Source organism: Anabaena sp. PCC 7108 (genome assembly GCF_000332135.1).
Classification (GTDB): domain Bacteria; phylum Cyanobacteriota; class Cyanobacteriia; order Cyanobacteriales; family Nostocaceae; genus Anabaena.
The window spans coordinates 5158822-5176660 of the sequence record NZ_KB235896.1; the positions used below are offsets into that span (position 1 = coordinate 5158822).

At 39.0% G+C, this 17839-nt stretch carries 16 protein-coding genes and 1 tRNA gene; 7 read left to right on the forward strand and 10 right to left on the reverse strand.

Annotated features, from left to right (window positions below):
• Nucleotides 1-9 precede the first annotated feature (9 nt).
• Nucleotides 10-3630 (reverse strand): NB-ARC domain-containing protein, encoded by a 3621-nt coding sequence (locus ANA7108_RS0124090; RefSeq protein ID WP_026104422.1) that lies wholly within the window; start codon nt 3628-3630, stop codon nt 10-12.
• Between the two features lie 691 nt (nt 3631-4321).
• On the opposite strand from ANA7108_RS0124090, the gene ANA7108_RS0124095 reads away from it, so the two are divergent.
• From ANA7108_RS0124095 to ANA7108_RS0124105, 3 genes are all read left to right on the forward strand, one after another.
• The gene (locus ANA7108_RS0124095; RefSeq protein WP_016953401.1) at nt 4322-4681 is read left to right on the forward strand and encodes a hypothetical protein; all 360 of its coding nucleotides are present in this window, start codon (nt 4322-4324) and stop codon (nt 4679-4681) included.
• 248 nt (nt 4682-4929) lie between these two features.
• Nucleotides 4930-5169 carry a hypothetical protein gene (locus tag ANA7108_RS0124100; protein WP_016953402.1) on the forward strand — a complete coding sequence of 80 codons (240 nt, stop codon included), beginning with the start codon at nt 4930-4932 and terminating at the stop codon, nt 5167-5169.
• Nucleotides 5170-5249: 80 nt separating this feature from the next.
• Nucleotides 5250-5435, forward strand: a complete 186-nt coding sequence (locus ANA7108_RS0124105) for a hypothetical protein (RefSeq protein ID WP_016953403.1) — start codon at nt 5250-5252, stop codon at nt 5433-5435.
• Between the two features lie 260 nt (nt 5436-5695).
• Here the strand turns inward: ANA7108_RS0124105 and ANA7108_RS0124110 are convergent.
• From ANA7108_RS0124110 to ruvC, 7 genes are all read right to left on the reverse strand, one after another.
• Nucleotides 5696-5767 (reverse strand) — tRNA-Cys (locus ANA7108_RS0124110).
• A gap of 119 nt (nt 5768-5886) precedes the next feature.
• Nucleotides 5887-6489 carry a chromophore lyase CpcT/CpeT gene (locus tag ANA7108_RS0124115; RefSeq protein ID WP_016953404.1) on the reverse strand — a complete coding sequence of 201 codons (603 nt, stop codon included), beginning with the start codon at nt 6487-6489 and terminating at the stop codon, nt 5887-5889.
• 255 nt (nt 6490-6744) lie between these two features.
• Nucleotides 6745-7524: a phosphate ABC transporter ATP-binding protein PstB gene (pstB, locus tag ANA7108_RS0124120; RefSeq protein ID WP_016953405.1), complete on the reverse strand. Its 780-nt coding sequence runs from the start codon at nt 7522-7524 to the stop codon at nt 6745-6747.
• Nucleotides 7525-7562: 38 nt separating this feature from the next.
• Nucleotides 7563-8444, reverse strand: a complete 882-nt coding sequence (pstA, locus tag ANA7108_RS0124125; protein ID WP_016953406.1) for a phosphate ABC transporter permease PstA — start codon at nt 8442-8444, stop codon at nt 7563-7565.
• Between the two features lie 47 nt (nt 8445-8491).
• On the reverse strand, nt 8492-9484 hold the full coding sequence (pstC, locus tag ANA7108_RS0124130) for a phosphate ABC transporter permease subunit PstC (protein WP_016953407.1): 993 nt from the start codon (nt 9482-9484) through the stop codon (nt 8492-8494).
• Nucleotides 9485-9572: 88 nt separating this feature from the next.
• Nucleotides 9573-10613, reverse strand: a complete 1041-nt coding sequence (pstS, locus tag ANA7108_RS0124135) for a phosphate ABC transporter substrate-binding protein PstS (RefSeq protein ID WP_016953408.1) — start codon at nt 10611-10613, stop codon at nt 9573-9575.
• A gap of 375 nt (nt 10614-10988) precedes the next feature.
• Nucleotides 10989-11480 (reverse strand): crossover junction endodeoxyribonuclease RuvC, encoded by a 492-nt coding sequence (gene ruvC, locus ANA7108_RS0124140; protein WP_016953409.1) that lies wholly within the window; start codon nt 11478-11480, stop codon nt 10989-10991.
• A gap of 267 nt (nt 11481-11747) precedes the next feature.
• On the opposite strand from ruvC, the gene yvcK reads away from it, so the two are divergent.
• Complete coding sequence (gene yvcK / locus ANA7108_RS0124145; protein ID WP_016953410.1) at nt 11748-13121, forward strand: gluconeogenesis factor YvcK family protein; 1374 nt, start codon at nt 11748-11750, stop codon at nt 13119-13121.
• Nucleotides 13122-13263: 142 nt separating this feature from the next.
• Nucleotides 13264-13719 (forward strand): bifunctional alanine racemase/tRNA (adenosine(37)-N6)-threonylcarbamoyltransferase complex ATPase subunit type 1 TsaE, encoded by a 456-nt coding sequence (locus ANA7108_RS0124150; protein WP_016953412.1) that lies wholly within the window; start codon nt 13264-13266, stop codon nt 13717-13719.
• Here the strand turns inward: ANA7108_RS0124150 and ANA7108_RS0124155 are convergent.
• Complete coding sequence (locus tag ANA7108_RS0124155; protein ID WP_016953413.1) at nt 13705-15024, reverse strand: dihydroorotase; 1320 nt, start codon at nt 15022-15024, stop codon at nt 13705-13707. The two genes, ANA7108_RS0124150 and ANA7108_RS0124155, sit on opposite strands and share 15 nt — an antisense overlap.
• 344 nt (nt 15025-15368) lie before the next feature.
• Between ANA7108_RS0124155 and lepB the strand changes: the two genes are divergently transcribed.
• Together lepB and ANA7108_RS0124165 are read left to right on the forward strand one after the other, a co-directional pair.
• Entirely contained in the window at nt 15369-16022 is a 654-nt protein-coding gene (lepB, locus tag ANA7108_RS0124160) for a signal peptidase I (protein WP_016953414.1), read from the forward strand.
• Nucleotides 16023-16350: 328 nt separating this feature from the next.
• Nucleotides 16351-17136, forward strand: a complete 786-nt coding sequence (locus ANA7108_RS0124165; RefSeq protein ID WP_016953415.1) for an MOSC domain-containing protein — start codon at nt 16351-16353, stop codon at nt 17134-17136.
• 233 nt (nt 17137-17369) lie between these two features.
• On the opposite strand, the gene ANA7108_RS0124170 is transcribed toward ANA7108_RS0124165, so the two are convergent.
• Complete coding sequence (locus ANA7108_RS0124170) at nt 17370-17771, reverse strand: hypothetical protein (RefSeq protein ID WP_016953416.1); 402 nt, start codon at nt 17769-17771, stop codon at nt 17370-17372.
• Between the last annotated feature and the right edge of the window lie 68 nt (nt 17772-17839).

Below are 17839 nucleotides of genomic sequence, written 5' to 3' on the forward strand. Positions count from 1 at the left end.
ATGTATTTATTAATCAACAGCACCCAACATTTTTAAAGAAGCTCTTTCAGCATCGGTCAAACCTGTAGTCCCGCTAATATCCATGCGTTCATAGATGCGGTCAGATTTAAGTGACTCCAATCGACTACAAGTTTGCATATCCCACAGCTGAATATTTTCATCTTCGCTGCCACTAGCCAATAACTTGCCATCAGTGCTAAAAGCTAGACAACGAATTGCTGCTGTATGTCCCAGTGTGAGAACTTCCACACAATCACCTGTATTCACTTGCCATAGCATGACAGTGGTATCAGCGCCAGCACTGGCTAAAATATCCTGATTGGGACTAAATGCCACTGAGTAAACTGGTTTATTATGCCCTGTGAAGGTTTGAACACATTCACCTGTGTGAAGATTCCACAACTTCACCGTTTGGTCTTCGCTTCCACTGGCTAATTTTTGCCCATCAGCACTAAAAGCTACTGACCAAATCATGTCTTGATGGTCTGTAAAAGTTTGGATACACTCTCCAGTTGCGACATCCCAAAGTTTAATTTGACCGTCAGCACCACCACTTGCCAGAGTATTACCATCAGGATGAAACGCAACTGTCCACACCCAATGGCTATGTGCTTTGATTTTTTTCAGACACTTACCGCTAGAGGTGTCCCAGATGCGAATACTGCGGTCTTCGCTACTACTGACTAAGGTTTGTCCATCAGGACTAAAAGCAACTGTCCATACCCAGTTACCGTGTCCTGTGAGAGTTTTAATACATTTGCTATGACGAATATCTCTAATGTCCCAGAGTTTAATAGTATTGTCAGCACTACCACTAGCAAGTATTTGTCCATTGGGATGGAAAGCGACAGAGCGAATCCGTCCTTGATGTTCCATAAAAACGTGGCATTCTTTTGTTTGTAAATTCCACAGCCCAATGTTGTGGTCATCCCGACCACTAGCCAATATCTTACTATCGGGACTAAATTTTACTGAATATACATCACGGGTATACCCTTGCAATACATTCAGCTGATTACCAGTTTTTACGTCCCATAATCTGGCTGTTTGGTCATCACTGCAACTGATGAGAGTGCTACCATCAGGACTAAAAGCGATCGCCCACACTTGGCTATAATGACCTTGTAAGGTTTTGAGACATTCACCCCGTGGGATATCCCAAAGTTTAATGGTTCTGTCTTCACCGGAACTGGCTAAGATTTGCCCATTGGGACTAAATTTGACAGAATAGACTTTCCTACTATGTCCCTCTAATATTTGCCTACATTTACCTGTCGTTACATCCCATAGTCTCAGGTTTCGGTCGGCACTACCACTAGCTAGTGTTTGTCCATCAGGACTAAAGGCTACAGAGTGAACATCACTACTATGACCATTTAAGGTTTTCAGACATTCTCCTGTGTTGATATCCCACAGCTTAATTTTGCTGTCAGCACTACCACTGGCAAGTAAAGGAGTAATGTTAGTAGTTGTAGATGGTTGGAAGGTAATAGACAACACCCAACCATGATGATCAGCAAGTGTTTGCTGACAAAATCCTGTGAGCCTATTCCAGATTTTAATAGTTTCGTCTTCACTAGCACTGGCTAAGAGAGAACCATCGGGACTAAATGCTACTGAATAAACTTTATTGGTATGTTCTTTCAGGGTATGTAGACATTCACCTGTTTCTACATTCCAGAGTTTAATGGTATGGTCAGCACTACCACTAGCGAGGGTTTTATTATCTGGACTAAAGGCTAAACTCCAAACCCAGGTAGTATGACCTTTATAAATACGAAGTTGTTTAGTATCAGAAGTACGCCATAATCTGATTTCTCCGCTCATTAAACCTGTAGCAAATTTTTTACCATCAGGACTAAATCTGACGGAGACGATACTAGACATTGTTTCTCTAAAGACAGAACCAGTTAAATCAGCATTAGCAAAGCTGGTGTTTTTTAAGTTCACATCTTTGAGATAAGCTTGCCAGATGGTCAAACCTGAAAAATCGCGTCCACTTAAATCAATCTGGGAATTACTTTGGGATTTATCTATCTGAAGTTGTCGTAGTAGATTAATTAAGTTGCCAACTGCATAACCTTGAGTTGGCGGTGATTTCTGCTGTAAATTCCTGATCAATTGCCGTAAATGAGATTCTAGTTGTGTGGCTGTATCAGAAGCTTTGATAAGTCTTTTCTTAACAGGCTCTAGTATCAGTCGTTCTTGTATTTGCCGGATATAATCAAGGGATATTGCTTGGATTAAAGGATGGGTATTAATAAACTCCAGTTTTTTTTCACTAATGTCATAATTTGCCTGTTCAATGTAGCGATCATTAATATATTCCATCACCACAGACTGCTGCCCAAATTTACTAGTATTTGCTTCTTTTTCAATTAGCGATCGCCGTAACAATGATTCAATAACTTCCAATATTTTGGGGTCTGCTTCTGTGGTTTTTAAGTCATTTTTTAGCTGTGCCAGAGAAAGATATTCACGACGTAATGCCAGTCGATACATGACCTTTTTTTCTAATTCTGACAAGCGGTTAAACTGAGTTTCTAAAAGCGTGCAAATATCTCCATAAGCAGCACTTGATTCTTCAATCTCTCCAAGAAATTCTGTAATGTTATTGCTGAATAAATCATAAACTGTAGTGGCAACTATTTTTAAAGCTAAAGGGTTGCCAGAATATCTGTTAACTAATTTTTGTAATTGTTTATCATCACAAATGCATCCTTTATCTCGCAAAATTTCCCTAGCAGCATCTAAATGAACGCTATTTAACTGTAAAACTTTCACTGGCAGGTTTTTACCTTCTAGGGCGGCAACTTCTTTTGGTTTTTCCCGACTAGTGAGTAATAAACAACTGTTATGTGATGCTTCTGCCACTTTTTTAAATAAGTAGCCATAGTTTTCATATCCAGATTGATATTCACCAGCCCATACTTGAGGGTTTTCTCCCCCACTACGTAGCACTGATTCGACATTATCTAAAATGACTAGGCATCTATGTTTTCTTAAAATATCAATTAGTAAAAGTATTTTGTTGTTTTCACTAACTGCTGAGTAATTTTCAGCATGATTAGAAGATAAAAATCGTAAAAGTTGACTGAGAATTTCTGCTAATGGTGGTGCATTGCGGAGCGATCTCCAAATCAAATAATCAAACTTTGGCTGAATTTGTTTAGCAACTTTGGCAGCAATTACAGTCTTACCGATTCCTCCCATACCCAACACCGCTACTAATCGACACCGCAAGGAATCATTACCAACTATCCATTCCTCTAGGTCTAAAATTTCTTCATATCGACCCCGAAAACCTTCTACATCAACAGCTTCACCCCAATCTTCTTTTGAGGAAATTATATTTTTATCAATACCTTGGTACTGAGCAAATAGTTTCTGTTTCAAGTTATAAATTTTTTTATTACCACTCCCTTCTATACCTAATTTACGGTAGCTTTCCCCTAATCTTTTTCTCACCGCTGGTTGAGAAATATTCAGTCTTAATGCAATTTCGGCACCAGAGTGATTTTTTAATGCTAAAAGTAATGCCTCTAACTCGGTTTTGGTGACGTTGTGTCTGTTGGCCACTTCTATAATGAAATCATCAGGAAGCAGAGGCATATTATCTGCGCTCTTCATTTGATCTAAGCTCCATATCATATATTTGAGTTATCTGTATGTGAGAATATTTTTTATAGCATGAATATCAAGTTTAAAAAGAGCTTTATTTAGCATTTTTCTAAACTTTACAGTAACGACACAATTATTTTGCTCGTTGCTAAGACAAGCAGAAACCATTTGTGAGAAAATACACAGATGAAAATCCTTGCTTTGCAACTGTTCTAGGCTTTATTTATTTTAAAGTATCCTTTATAACTGATATAGCTTTGCTATTCCAGTTTCTAACAATGTCCTTCTCAAGCAATTCTTATTTTTAGGTTTCATGACATTACAACCCTTGCACCAAAAAGGGTTGATAATTTTTTAACGACTCTAGGGATAGCTGAAATGACACAAGATCCTTACAGGATAGGAGTCGCTGATTTTCATATATTTTTATCTCAACAATAAAAATATACTTTACTCCGCTCAAATCATCTGACTTAAAGATGTTTGTATAAAAACCCATCACAAGTATAACTTTTTATATCTATGTGAGACAAATTTTAGCGAAAAGTATACATAAGTTAACATAATCGGATTTTTTGAAAAAAATTTTCCTAATACCTTGCATTTTTACTGCTGGTGTGATTATCTTATATACATATACCTCTATGTGAGATATACAGATAAGTCTCAAGTCAACAGCTAATATTAGGGGGTAACTAATATGACCAGTTTTTTAGGACTGCCAGACTTTATCAGGAGTTCTAATACTATCAAAAGTGTCTTAAAGATAGGAGAACAATCCCCAGAAATTTTAGCCAAACCTAAACAATTGTATGCAGTTGAGTTACCATCGGTCTTTTCGCACCTAATTATTCTATTGATTGAAACTTTGTCGGAAACTCAACACGGTCAGTTAACGATCTCTAGTAAAAAGGGGAAATACGAAACTATAATAGAGCTAAGTGGTCATATTAGCCACCGTTACACTTTGAGTCAACAAGAATTGGAAGAAATCCAACAACTACACGACCAAATTCTCGAAACTTGGATAGCTTGTAGGCACTACCAAAATAAAAAATAATGCTCCCCATTACCACAGCTATCTACAGGTTATGAAGACTGGTAGCTTAATGAAGTCATTCACACAATTCAATATCTAATTTTCTGAAGACATTTGGCTTTTGATAAATGAGAAGTTTACAAGCCGGTAGTGTATTTTTACACGCCGGGTTTTTGCGTAGGTTTTTCTATTCCTTAGACAATTCTATGCACAGCAATAAACAGAATTAAAAATTTCTTGTTCAACTTTGATAAAGACAGGAGAAAAGTATGAAAACTAATCGCAAAGATAACCAAAACCTGCTGTTGACTTTGACTGGAAGAGGATTGAAGTATTTTCTATTAACTATATTCGGTTTTGCGATGGCTTTTATTGTATTTCATGTTTGTGGTGCATCCACAATTGCTGAAACTTTGCTATCTTTCGGTGTTTTTGTCTCTTTTTCGCGGGTTGCTATCTTGCTATTCTGCTTGTTTTCAATCACTATGATTTGGGAATCTTGGAGTTAATCTAACTTACATATCTGCTTGAGATATTAACTGTGGTTTTTTTTCTGAGTTAAAGGCTTTAAATTACAGGAGGTGATATCATGTCAGATAATGGCAATGGCATCAAAGGTGAAATACTGTCACCAATTTTAGTCATGTTAGTTATGGGATCAATATCTTTAGCTATTGTGAATGAAAATAATCATCTTGCTTATTTTGATCTTGTAAAAATAGCAATGGTCTACAGCTTTGGCTCTCACAAATCTAAAGATAAACCAAAAAAGTAATCCAGAAATGAGATAGATAAGTTTTTTCAATTTCTAGTAATTATCTAAAAGGTTGAGTCGAGTGGGGATATTATTCCCCGCCCTTCTCAGTTTAAATCTGGGCGTACGACTTTCACTTCGGTAGACTAAGATTGAGTGAACCCACAATAAAACTACAACCAGGAATTAACACCAGTTCTAGTTCAATCTATAACTATACACGTCCCTTAAATAATTACCTAAAAGCTTGAATCGCTTGGTTTTGGCTGATTTTATTAAAAAGGCGACACCCGGATTTGAACCGGGGGATGGAGGTTTTGCAGACCTCTGCCTTACCACTTGGCTATGTCGCCACACTCACAACTACCTACATTAGCAGAAATTAGCCGAAATTGCATCATCTAATCAAAAGTTTTTTGAAAATTTGCGCTAATCCATGATTGGATAGGACAGAAGCCTGTCCTATTTTGATTCAAGCATCAGGAGTTAATTTGACTTCATCAGCAAAATTACCCCAGCGGACAAAGTAAAACGGTCCAGCAACAGAACCCCAAACTTGTTCATCTGTATCGGGATTTCGTCCTCTGTCGCGGCTGATAAATTTTTCACCATCAATTTCAAAATCACTATCCAAATAGGTTGTTTGCCCCTTGCGGACAACGATACAGCCCTTTCCTGGTTCGACTGTACCTTTGAAGTTGCTACCAGTCCACTCGACAATCATGTTACAGCCAGAGAGCTTCTCTAAGCGATCGCTCGTCAACTTACTCAAACGTGGTAAATCACGGGATGCACCGTAAAAGTCTTTTTCGTTTTTGACAGTGTAATTTTCAATCTGGATGTTTTCATTTGTTGCCGTCAACTTCAATACCCGTAATCTATAAGGGTCATTGAGCATATAATCATAAGCCTGTTCTACAAACAAACTTACCCCTGATAGAAGTGAGTAAGGAAGAGGACGCATACATACACGAATATGGGCAAAAAAAGCCGGATTCTCAAAAACTTGGGACTGGTTGCTAAAATCAGCTGCCATCCACCGCGCTAAAGAGGCAATATCTGTAGAATGAGTCATAGGAATTTTGGATTTTGGATTGTGGTACACAGGCTAAAAATCGCCCAAAACACATATTGGCTAATTTTAAACCTTTGTGTGTCACTGGAACAGTGCTGAGTAGTGAGTAACGAGTATCAACACCTTCAGGACTTACGCAAAATATCTCTCAAAGCCTCTTTTCTCTGTGAACTCTGTGCCTCTGTGGTTCGTTTTTCCTTCAGGTGTGCGTAAGTCCTAACGTTATCCAACCAAAATCTCAAATCCAAAAAAGAATTAACCGAAACGCCCAGCCACATAATCACGGGTACGGTTATCTAGAGGGTTACGAAAAATTTGACCTGTAGAGCCAAATTCTACCATCTGGCCAATACGACTTTCATCGGTGCTAAAGAAAGCTGTGAAATCAGAGACACGGGTTGCTTGTTGCATATTATGGGTAACAATTGCGATCGTTAACTCAGACTTCAATCCGTGAATTAGTTCCTCAACTTTCAATGTAGCAATAGGGTCAAGGGCTGAACAAGGTTCATCCATTAACAAAACTTTTGGTTTTACAGCTAAAGCACGGGCTATACAAAGACGCTGCTGTTGTCCACCAGAAAGCCCTAGTGCAGATTTATCTAATTTATCTTTTACCTCATTCCAAAGCGCCGCACCTTTAAGAGCAGATTCAACAATTTCATCTAATTCTGCTTTCGGACACCTACCTGCTATTCTCACACCATAGGCGACATTTTCATAAATGCTAATTGGGAAAGGATTGGGTTTTTGAAACACCATGCCAATTTCTCGACGTAGGCTATTTATATTGATACGAGGATCATAAATATTTTGCCCAAAAAACTCTATACTTCCCTCAACTTTTACCTTACCTTCTAATTCACTAATGCGATTGAGGGTTTTAATAAAAGTAGATTTACCGCAACCACTAGGACCAATAATTGCAGTGACTTGGTTCTTACAGATATCTAGTGATATCCCTTCAATAGCTTTAGAATTTCCGTAGTAAAAACTGAGATTTTTGACTTTGATCGCTGGAACTAGGTTACTCATACTTGGTACATGAATGCTTGGTCTGGAAAACAAATTTTTTACTTTAACCTGCTTTTGCTACTCAATAAGCGGGAAACAAGGCTGAAAAATAAAGATAAACTCAGTAAGATTATAGAGGTAGTCCACACTAATTGGTTGATTTTTGGATCAGGGTTATTGTAGAGGTTAAAAATTAATACTGGTAGGGAAGCCGTAGGACTCAGTAATCCATCTGACCAATTTTGACTAAATAAAGCAGTAAAAATTAGTGGTGCTGTTTCACCAGCAGCGCGAGCAATTGCTAAGGAAATACCTGTAGTAATACCCGGTATAGCCGCAGCCAGAACAATCCGAAACGTAGTTTGGAAGCGAGTTCCCCCTAAAGCAGCAGAAGCCAGGCGTTGCTGAATGGGAATCAGTTTTAAAGCTTCCTCTGTTGTCAATACAATAACTGGGAGCATGATCACAGCTAAAGCAAAGCCTCCAGCAAAAGCGCTAAACTGTTTAGTAGCTAGAACAACCACTCCATAAGCAAACATACCTACAACGATTGAGGGAACACCTGTGAGGATAGAGTTAATGAAACGAACAAAATTAGTAATTTGATTAGTGCGTCCAAATTCTGCTAAAAAGATGCCTGTCATTATCCCTACAGGAATGCTCAACATTGCACCAATACCTACCATGAGTATAGTACCCAAGATGGCATTGGCAAACCCGTTTTCAATTAATGGCTTGAAAAACATATCTGGTCTTAAACCAGATAGTCCCCGTTCCATAATTTCCCATAAAATTGATAACAAAGGAAAGAATGCTAATAAACTCAATCCAAAAGAAACTGCATTCATTACATAAGTAAATAAACGCCGTTGGTTTGTCAAAGGATCGAGTAATTTTTCGGCTAGAGAGTTATCTATTTCGGAATTTAGATATTCATTCATATCAAGTTTGTATTTGTGATTTTCAACAATGATAGAGTGTTTATTTCCTATTTATTTTTATTGCCTACCCATTGCACTAACAGCACAGCACCAATATTAACTAATAGAGTTAAGGCAAACAAAATCAAGCCTAAATAGCTTAATGCTCCAATGTGTAATCCTGGTTCAGCTTCAGCAAATTCATTAGCTAAAACGGCGGGAATTGTATAAGCTGGATCAAGTAAAGATATGCTGATTTGAGGAGAATTCCCAATCACCATTGTTACTGCCATTGTCTCACCGAGTGCGCGTCCCAAAGCCAGCATTGCTGCACTCACCATACCCGAAAATCCTGCTGGTAGTAAAACGCGAAAAATTGTCTCCCAACGGGTGCTACCTAAAGCCATAGATGCGCTACGTAATTCTTTAGGAATAACCATCAAGACATCACGAGAAATCGCTGCCATTGTTGGCAAAATCATGATGGAAAGAATTATTCCCGCAGTCAACATATTATTTCCTGCTGGAGCTTGGGTATTAAATAGAGGTATAAACTTTAAAATTATACTTAACCATGTTTCTAGAGGTTCTAAAATGGGAATAAACACAAAAATTCCCCATAAGCCAATAATGACACTAGGGATAGCAGCAATTAATTCGACTACAAAAGCAATAATATTTTTGACCACATCTGGTAAAAAGTCTTCACTTGTTACCAAGGCTACTGATATACCTATAGGCACAGTTAAGAAAATAGCGATCGCACTGCTGACTATAGTTCCATATATATAAGGTAAGGCACCAAATATCTGATTACCTGTATCCCAATCTTGACCCCACAAAAAACCGAATCCAAACTTAGCAATTGCTGGTCGAGCTTCTTTAAAAATTACCCAAGTCATTACAAATAATATTGCTACAGTGATGGTAGCAAACAAATAAACTAAAAACGTAAATCCTTGGTCAAATTGGAAACCAGCGCCGCCAGTAGCTGTTAAATTTACATTTTCACTGCTTAAATTACGTGAATTGTTATCGCTTGGTTCAAATAAATTAGTCATATTTTACAAAAAAAATCATCATATTTTAATGCCAGTAGAGTGAGTAATCCTCACTCTACTCAAACGAAGTCAGCAGAGATATTACAAATTACTTAACGGTGCTATTTACTGTCTGTAGCACACGGTTGACAACATCATTAGGAATTTTGGTGTAATTTAGGTCATCATTAAATTGTTGACCATCTTTGAGTACCCAATTAATCCATTTCTTAATAGCTTCAGCTTTAGCAGGAGTAGAATACTGATTGTAAACCATCATCCAAGTCAGACCAACAATAGGATAACCCTGTCCAGGATCTCCGACAAAAACGCGATAGTTACTGGGAAAAGTCACTGTAGATAACGCAGAGTTAGCAGCTTGCAAAGAAGGAGCCACAAATTCTCCTTTCTTGTTTTGTAATTCTGCTGATTTTAAGTTGTTTTTAGTAGCGTAGTCATATTCAACATAACCAATAGATCCAGGAGTACGGGATACTAAAGCCGCTACACCAGGATTACCCTTACCTTTGAGAACGTTTTTTAAAGTCCATTTGGGAGCAGTATTAGCACCAATTCTTCCCTTGAAATAACCACTAATAGCACTCAAATGGTTAGTAAAAATGAAAGTTGTCCCACTTCCATCAGCACGAACTACAAATTTAATGGGTTGATTTGGTAAATTTACACCGGGATTATCAGCTTTAATTTTTGCGTCGTCCCATTTGGTGATTTGTCCAGAAAAAATTTCTGGGAGGGTTTTGCGAGACAATCTCAGTTTGCTAACGCCGGGTAAATTGTAAACAACAGAAACAGCACCACCTGCTGTAGGTACTAAAATGACACCTTTTTTAACTTTGGCGATTTCATCATCTTTCATAGCCGCATCACTAGCACCAAAATCAACGGTTCCAGCAATGGTCTGACGAATTCCACCACCACTACCAATTGCTTGGTAGTTAATTTTTAATTCAGGATGTTTCTTTTTAACTTCACGAGCATAACGTTCGTAAAGAGGAGCCGGAAAAGTTGCTCCTGCACCATTGAGTGTTTCAGCTTGAGCAGTTGCTGTTAAAACAGGACTAAGTGCTACAGCCCCTGTTAGCACTGAAAAAGTCACTACACGGTTCAATATGGGGGTTAAAAAAGTCATACTACCTCTGAATTTAAGGAATACTTTCCTGATGGAATCACAGCCTTAAACAAAGTTGATACTTTATAGTTAAAATAAACTTAACAAAAGTTAAAGAAAGCATTAAACTATGTTTAAAATTATGCCTTAAGGAGTAGGTACTGTTTGCCCCAAATTAGACCTCTTGCAGAATTAATTAATGTTATGGTGCGCTACTACCTTCATTTTAGATACAAGTCAGAGTTACAAGGATAGGGTATTATTTGCGATCATAAGGAATACCCAAAAATACATAAAAACTAAAGCTTTTTAACATATCACATAAACAATAATGTCAGAGGTTTATTATTGATTGACAGGTCTAATTTTGATTGGTAATGGCAAATAGCAGGAATATTACAACTGAAACGAAGCCGTTAACGCCACCGCTAAAGCATCTGCCGCATCATCAGGCTTAGGAATCTCATCTAAATCCAACTCCCGCATCACAGCATCTTGGACTTCTGCCTTATCCGCTTTACCATAATTTGTTAAAGCTTGTTTAATTTGCGGAGGAGCAAATTCCACATAAGGAAGCTTACGTTGTCCCAAAACTAACATCAGCACACCCCTAGCCTGTGCAACAACAATAGTATTTGCCATACGATAGAAGAATAATTTTTCAATTGCCACCAAATCAGGTTGCAACTCCTCCATTAGCATATGTAAATCGTCAAATAAAATACATAAGCGCTGTACCATATTATCATCTGCTGAAGTACGAATTACCCCAAAATCTACCATCTGTACTGTTGTGTCTTGTATTTTACCTTGACTTCGTTGCCAATTAATTGCCCCAAATCCGACAGTTGCTAGTCCTGGATCTATTCCTAAAATTCGCTTTTTCATAAAATCTACTTTCAGTCAACCGGGTGTTGTTTAATACGTAATCATCAGAAATGGTATTATTACTCATTGATGAAAAATTGCCACAATGAGTATTATCAAGCCAAAATCTCAAAAACCACACTAGTACAACTGTAAATACTGATATCTTTAATTACTTGCTCCAAATATAAAGGAATTAAAAAATATCATGCTTCCAGGCTTGGTCTTCAAGGCAGGTGGTGTAGAGTTTCTGTTAAACATTGTTTGTCCCACTGTTCCCTATTAGGTATGTCAATCGGTTTTCTTAGACAAGCCCTCAACGCCCTACAACTACAGTCGCATAGTCGCACCTCCCATCGAGTTAACCAGTGGTTTAAGTGGTTATCTCCCGGACTATCGGTGAAACGCTGGTTACTAATCAGTGTTGGGGGAGTTTTCTTGGCAAGTTTGGGGTTGGCTATTTGGATTAAGCTAACCCCAATTTTTTGGGCGATAGAGTTGCTGAAGGGGTTTTTGGGATTCCTCGCTAACATTTTACCCAACTACATCAGCGGACCTTTTGTATTGCTGTGCGGCGTGTTATTAGTACTTTGGGGTCAATCCCGTACTGTAAGTTCAATTACTGAAGTATTGAGACCAGAAGGCGATGAGGAAGAACTGATAGATGTACTATTAGCCCATCGCCGTTTGTACCGGGGTCCAAAAATTGTAGTAATTGGTGGTGGTACTGGACTTTCGACTTTACTTAGAGGCTTAAAAACCTACAGTGCTAATATTACCGCTATTGTTACCGTAGCTGATGACGGTGGTTCTTCTGGGCGTTTACGTCAAGAATTTGGCGTTTTACCTCCTGGAGATATTCGTAACTGTTTGGCTGCACTAGCAGATGAAGAAAAGTTATTAACAGAATTGTTTCAATATCGCTTTCGGGCAGGGGACGGATTAACTGGACACAGTTTTGGTAATTTGTTTTTAACTGCCATGACTGATATTACTGGAGATTTAGAAAGGGCAGTTGCTGCTAGTTCCAAAGTGCTGGCTGTCAGAGGACAAGTTTTACCTGCCACTCTTAGCGATGTACGCCTCTGGGCAGAATTGGCAGATGGCCGTCGCATTGAGGGTGAGTCTAGCATTCCCAAAGCAGGGGGAAAAATTGTAAAAATTGGCTGTATTCCTGAAAATCCGCCAGCTTTACCCTCAGCAATTAAGGCAATTAAAGAAGCTGATTACATTATTATTGGACCGGGTAGTCTTTACACGAGCTTAATACCTAATATGTTAGTTCCAGAAATTGCCGATGCGATCGCAGCTACAACTATTCCCCGCATCTATATCTGTAATATCATGACCCAACCGGGAGAAACAGATGGCTACACAGTTGCTGAACATATTCAAGCTATTGATGCCGCTTGCGGTAACAGAAGGCTTTTTGATGCAGTACTAGTTCATAAAAAAACCCCTTCTGCCCAAGCCCTCATTCGCTATGCCCAACAAAATTCTCATCCCGTTTTTTTAGACAGGGAAGCAGTCACCAAGCTAGGACGACGAATTGTCCCCTCTAACATCTTGTATGAAGACGAAACCGGTTTTGTCCGCCACGACCCACAAAAACTAGCTAAGGTTTTATTGAAATGGTACAGTGGAGCGCAGCATGGGAAGTGATGGAGAGATGGGGAGATGGGGAGATGGGGTGACGCGGAGAGACGCGGGGACACGGGTATTGGTTTTTCTCCAATGACCAATCACCAATCACCAATCACCAATCACCAATCACCAATGACCAATCACCAATCACCAATCACCAATGACTAAAATTTTTCTTGCTGATACAGAGGCCACACAGCAGTTAGGTATTAGCCTGGGGGAAACCTTAGCTGCTGGAAGTGTGATCTTACTAGAAGGTGATTTAGGTGCTGGTAAAACTACCTTAGTCCAAGGTATAGGTCAAGGATTGGGTATCACTGACTCGATTGTTAGTCCTACTTTTACCTTGATTAATGAATACACAGAAGGACGCATCCCCCTTTATCATCTGGATTTATATCGCCTAGAACCTCAAGAAGTGACAGGTTTGAACTTGGAAAGCTACTGGGAAGGGATGGAAGTAACACCAGGAATTGTCGCTATTGAGTGGGCAGAACGAATGCCCTACAAGCCCGATAGTTATCTGATTGTGCGTTTAATTTATGGGCAAGAAGGCACTCGTCAAGCAGAAATTACTACAGTTAATTGTCAGATAAATTTCTTACGAGAAAGTTAAAGCCTGACCGCGAATTTGCGTATTTACTTGGCCTTTGTCATAGACAATTTCACCACCGACAATGGTTGTGACAGGCCAACCGGTCAGGTTCCACCCCTCAAAAGGACTCCAACCACACTTGCTTAAAAGTTCTTCTCGCTTAACTGGGCGATAATTGTTTAAATCTACCAGCACTAAATCAGCATCGTAACCAGGGGTAATTTCTCCCTTATTAGGAATACCATAAGCTACAGCTACAGCCTTAGACATCCAATTGACAACTTGGGCAACAGTACACCGTCCTGCCATGGCCTCAGTTAACATTAAAGGTAGGGAAGTTTCTACACCGGGCATTCCCGAAGGGGTGTTAGGGTAAGTTTGCGCCTTTTCTTCTAAGGTATGTGGTGCATGGTCAGTGGCAATAAAATCAATTACCCCATCTTTTAAAGCTTGCCAGAGTATTTCATTATCGTGGCGCGATCGCAATGGTGGATTCATCTGCGCCAAAGTCCCAATCTTTTCATAAGCACTGGTATTCAACAACAAATGTTGTGGAGTTACTTCCGCTGTTACCCAAGTTGGTTTATCCTGACGCAATAACTCGGCTTCTTCTGCCGTTGACATATGCAGAATATGTAATCGACGTTGGTATTTTTTAGAAAGTTTTAAGGCCAATTGCGTTGCTAATAGTGCAGCCTGATTATCTTGAATTTGAGAATGCACCGCCGGATTATCAATCCCAGCAAATTCTTGACGACGTTGCTTGATTCTCTGTTGATCTTCCGCATGAACAGCAATCAAGCGCTTACCTTGGGCAAAAATCGCCTCTAGTGCCTCCTCTTCGTCCAGCAGCAAGTCACCGTGCATCGACCCCATAAAAATTTTAATTCCCGGTGTCGGCTTTGCCAAAAGTAAATCAGGTAAATTCTCAGCCGTAGCGCCAATAAAAAAGCCATAATTAACCAAGCACTTATTTGAGGCGCGTTCTAGTTTGTCATCTAAAGCCTGCTGTGTAACAGTCAAAGGTCTTGTATTCGGCATTTCTAGAAAGGAAGTCACACCTCCTTTCGCGCAAGCACAACTAGCAGTAAACAAATCTTCCTTGTATTCCAGTCCGGGTTCCCGGAAATGCACCTGCGGATCAATCACTCCTGGCAACAAAGTTAACCCTTGTGCGTCAATCTCTTGGATGGGTGTCGTAGGAGCTATTTTTGCAGCTACCTCAACTATCTGCCCCCCACGAGTCAGCACATCCCCAATCATCAACTCACCATTGGGTAGAATCAAGCGTGCTTGGCGAATTAGTAAACTTTTTGGAGATGACATGGATTTACCAGCGTTAAGTAAAGAGCTTTATAGATGATAGATAACTTTCTTTTTAAGGTAAACACATTTGCCCTCGCAGTAGTCAATTTGCAATGCGTGTTAAAAAAAGTTTATTTTCATACAGCAGATTACAGGTTGCAGGACGTACAAACTTTCCACAAAAAATCAGGTATCAAGGGAATTTTACTTGTGACTCCTAACTCCTGAATTCTGCTGTATTTATAAATCTTTTTGTCTCCATGTCATCTTGTTAGGAAAACAAGCTTCTCTAGTTAAGATTAATAAATAAAGTCTCCCTCGATGAGTTAAGTAATTGACTGTTACCCTTAAAATTAAGTAATTTCATGCAAAATCAAGTGTCTGATAACAACTCTAGCCAACAACCTGATAATTCCTGGATCGTAGAGCTAGGTAAAACGATTATCTTGAGTGTATTTCTCGCTTTGGGAATTCGTACCTTTGTGGCCGAAGCACGTTGGATTCCTTCTGGTTCAATGGAACCAACCCTGCATGGTACACCAAACCAGTGGGAAGCAGACAAGATTATTGTCGATAAGGTGAAGTATAAATTTACTAAGCCAGAACGAGGAGATATAGTAGTATTTTCACCAACAGAGGAACTAAAAAAAGAACAATACCAGGATGCCTTCATTAAACGTATCATCGGCTTACCTGGAGAAAAAGTAGAAATCAAAGATGGCAAAGTCTATATTAACAACAAAGCTCTCCAGGAAAATAATTACCTATCCTCTTCTCAGGCTACAGTTACTGATGTTTGCACATCAGGTCAGCAACCGCCTTACTTAGCTACACCTCAAACCATTCCTCCTGATTCATACTTGGTATTAGGTGATAATCGTGGTAGTAGTTATGATGGACGTTGTTGGGGTCTAGTTCCTCAGAAAAATATTATTGGTCGTGCCATAGTTCGTTTCTGGCCTCTAAATCATATTGGAACTCTCGATAAGTCGCCCTTATACCCATCCGCAAAACCGTAAATATAGATAGATACTTCCGCCATAGCCTTTCACTATGGCGGTGAATGTGATAATTATAAAAACATCCGGTAAGCGTAAAACTCAGTGGCTTTAGTACTGAGATATGAGCGACACGAGGGATTTTAATCCCCGTGGCATTTGTGCTAAAATTGGCAGGACTTACGCAACTGGCACATTGGTAGGGTGTGGTTCGGCAAGCTCACCAACCACGTCAGATATCAACAATCTGTTTATTTGCAGGATTTATGCAGTAGTAAAGCACCCTACAACAGATTTTTAGTGTGACACTTGCGTAAGTCCTATTAATTACGAATTACGAATTATTTTAATGTCACACTTAGCAAAAATATTACTTTATCCAATTAAGTCATTGGATGGTGTGGAAGTAAAAACAGCGACGGTTTTACCTAGTGGCGCACTTCAGTATGATCGTGAGTTTGCCATCTTTGACGAACAAAACAGGTTTGTTAATGGCAAACGCCATGCTAAAATACATTCATTACGGGCAAAATTTTCTCTAGAAAACAGAGTTGTTCACCTACAAATCCCCGGTAGCAATTCACCACAAGTTTTTCATCTTGATCAAGAACAGAAAAGGCTAGAAGCAACTTTAAGCGATTTTTTTGGGTTTGCTGTCACATTGAAGCAAAACACCAAGATGGGTTTTCCTGACGACACAGAGTCACCAGGTGCAACTGTGATAAGTACAGCAACTTTGATAGAAGTAGCTTCTTGGTTCCCTGACTTGAGTGTAGATGAAATGCGTCGCCGGATGCGTGCCAATATAGAAATTGATGGTGTACCCGCGTTTTGGGAAGATAGGTTATTTGCTGCTGAGGGAGAAACAGTCTCTTTTCAAGTGGGAGATGTGCTTTTTTTTGGGGTGAACCCTTGTCAACGTTGTCTAGTCCCCACTCGCAATTCTTACTTAGGCGCAGTTTACCCGAACTTTCAAAAAATATTTGTGCAAAAACGTCAAGCAACTATGCCCTCGTGGATAGCTGCTTCCCGATTTAATCATTTTTATCGGTTGAGTGTGAATACCAAAGTACCTACATCAGAAGCTGGCAAAAATTTGCAACTTGGGAGTAAAATCAAAATTTTGCCGCAGTAATATAGAATTAAACACATTAATGTATCTATCTGTATCTATCTGTGGTAATTGTGCCGATGATTTTACTTTATGTAGCTACATCTTAATTGGGTTGTACCAATTTTATGTGAGGTTGCACATAATTCTTAAATCCATTGATTTATCTGTCTTTATCAGCGTTTATCTGCGTGAATCGGCGTACCCTTCGGGAAGCAAGCTACAATTATTCTATGCAGCTTCATATTAATTTGGTATTACTGCAATTTTATTGCGGCGCGTTGGAGAGGTAAAACTTCCTCCAAACTTAATTCATGGTCGGTAGTAAGATGACTACTACAGCAAATTGTACTAAAGAAAATTTTTTGACCAACAACTTCCGAAAAATGTTTTTCTAGGAGTAAGCGAGAAGTGATATCACCCAATAACTCACCCAAATCTTTTGTTAATTGGTCTTGATCATCACGGTGAACCATTCTAAACTTAAAATTGGTTTTACCAACTAGTGCTTTGACTGCGGAATCAAAATTATGAGCTTTAGACTGAACATAAGCAAAAGCCTGTTCTTCTAAAAATTGCCAAGCTTCAGGAAAAATTTCCTTGATTTTTTCTAGATGATTTTCTGTTTGATAAACTAAAGTAGCAGTTTTACAATCCATATATTTATTAATGTATTTAGTTGTTGAATAAACTTGATTTATTCTGTAATCTTAACAGCACTAGTATT

What these genes read in the sequence shown, in the direction of transcription:
- pstC (WP_016953407.1), bottom strand. Translation starts at nt 9,484, where the DNA reads ATGACTAATTTATTTGAACCAAGCGATAACAATTCACGTAATTTAAGC.
- ANA7108_RS0124170 (WP_016953416.1), bottom strand. Translation starts at nt 17,771, where the DNA reads ATGGATTGTAAAACTGCTACTTTAGTTTATCAAACAGAAAATCATCTA.
- pstB (WP_016953405.1), bottom strand. Translation starts at nt 7,524, where the DNA reads ATGAGTAACCTAGTTCCAGCGATCAAAGTCAAAAATCTCAGTTTTTAC.
- ANA7108_RS0124095 (WP_016953401.1), top strand. Translation starts at nt 4,322, where the DNA reads ATGACCAGTTTTTTAGGACTGCCAGACTTTATCAGGAGTTCTAATACT.
- ANA7108_RS0124115 (WP_016953404.1), bottom strand. Translation starts at nt 6,489, where the DNA reads ATGACTCATTCTACAGATATTGCCTCTTTAGCGCGGTGGATGGCAGCT.
- ANA7108_RS0124090 (WP_026104422.1), bottom strand. Translation starts at nt 3,630, where the DNA reads ATGAAGAGCGCAGATAATATGCCTCTGCTTCCTGATGATTTCATTATA.
- ANA7108_RS0124100 (WP_016953402.1), top strand. Translation starts at nt 4,930, where the DNA reads ATGAAAACTAATCGCAAAGATAACCAAAACCTGCTGTTGACTTTGACT.
- pstS (WP_016953408.1), bottom strand. Translation starts at nt 10,613, where the DNA reads ATGACTTTTTTAACCCCCATATTGAACCGTGTAGTGACTTTTTCAGTG.
- pstA (WP_016953406.1), bottom strand. Translation starts at nt 8,444, where the DNA reads ATGAATGAATATCTAAATTCCGAAATAGATAACTCTCTAGCCGAAAAA.
- lepB (WP_016953414.1), top strand. Translation starts at nt 15,369, where the DNA reads ATGCAAAATCAAGTGTCTGATAACAACTCTAGCCAACAACCTGATAAT.
- ANA7108_RS0124155 (WP_016953413.1), bottom strand. Translation starts at nt 15,024, where the DNA reads ATGTCATCTCCAAAAAGTTTACTAATTCGCCAAGCACGCTTGATTCTA.
- ruvC (WP_016953409.1), bottom strand. Translation starts at nt 11,480, where the DNA reads ATGAAAAAGCGAATTTTAGGAATAGATCCAGGACTAGCAACTGTCGGA.
- yvcK (WP_016953410.1), top strand. Translation starts at nt 11,748, where the DNA reads ATGTCAATCGGTTTTCTTAGACAAGCCCTCAACGCCCTACAACTACAG.
- ANA7108_RS0124105 (WP_016953403.1), top strand. Translation starts at nt 5,250, where the DNA reads ATGTCAGATAATGGCAATGGCATCAAAGGTGAAATACTGTCACCAATT.
- ANA7108_RS0124165 (WP_016953415.1), top strand. Translation starts at nt 16,351, where the DNA reads ATGTCACACTTAGCAAAAATATTACTTTATCCAATTAAGTCATTGGAT.
- ANA7108_RS0124150 (WP_016953412.1), top strand. Translation starts at nt 13,264, where the DNA reads ATGACTAAAATTTTTCTTGCTGATACAGAGGCCACACAGCAGTTAGGT.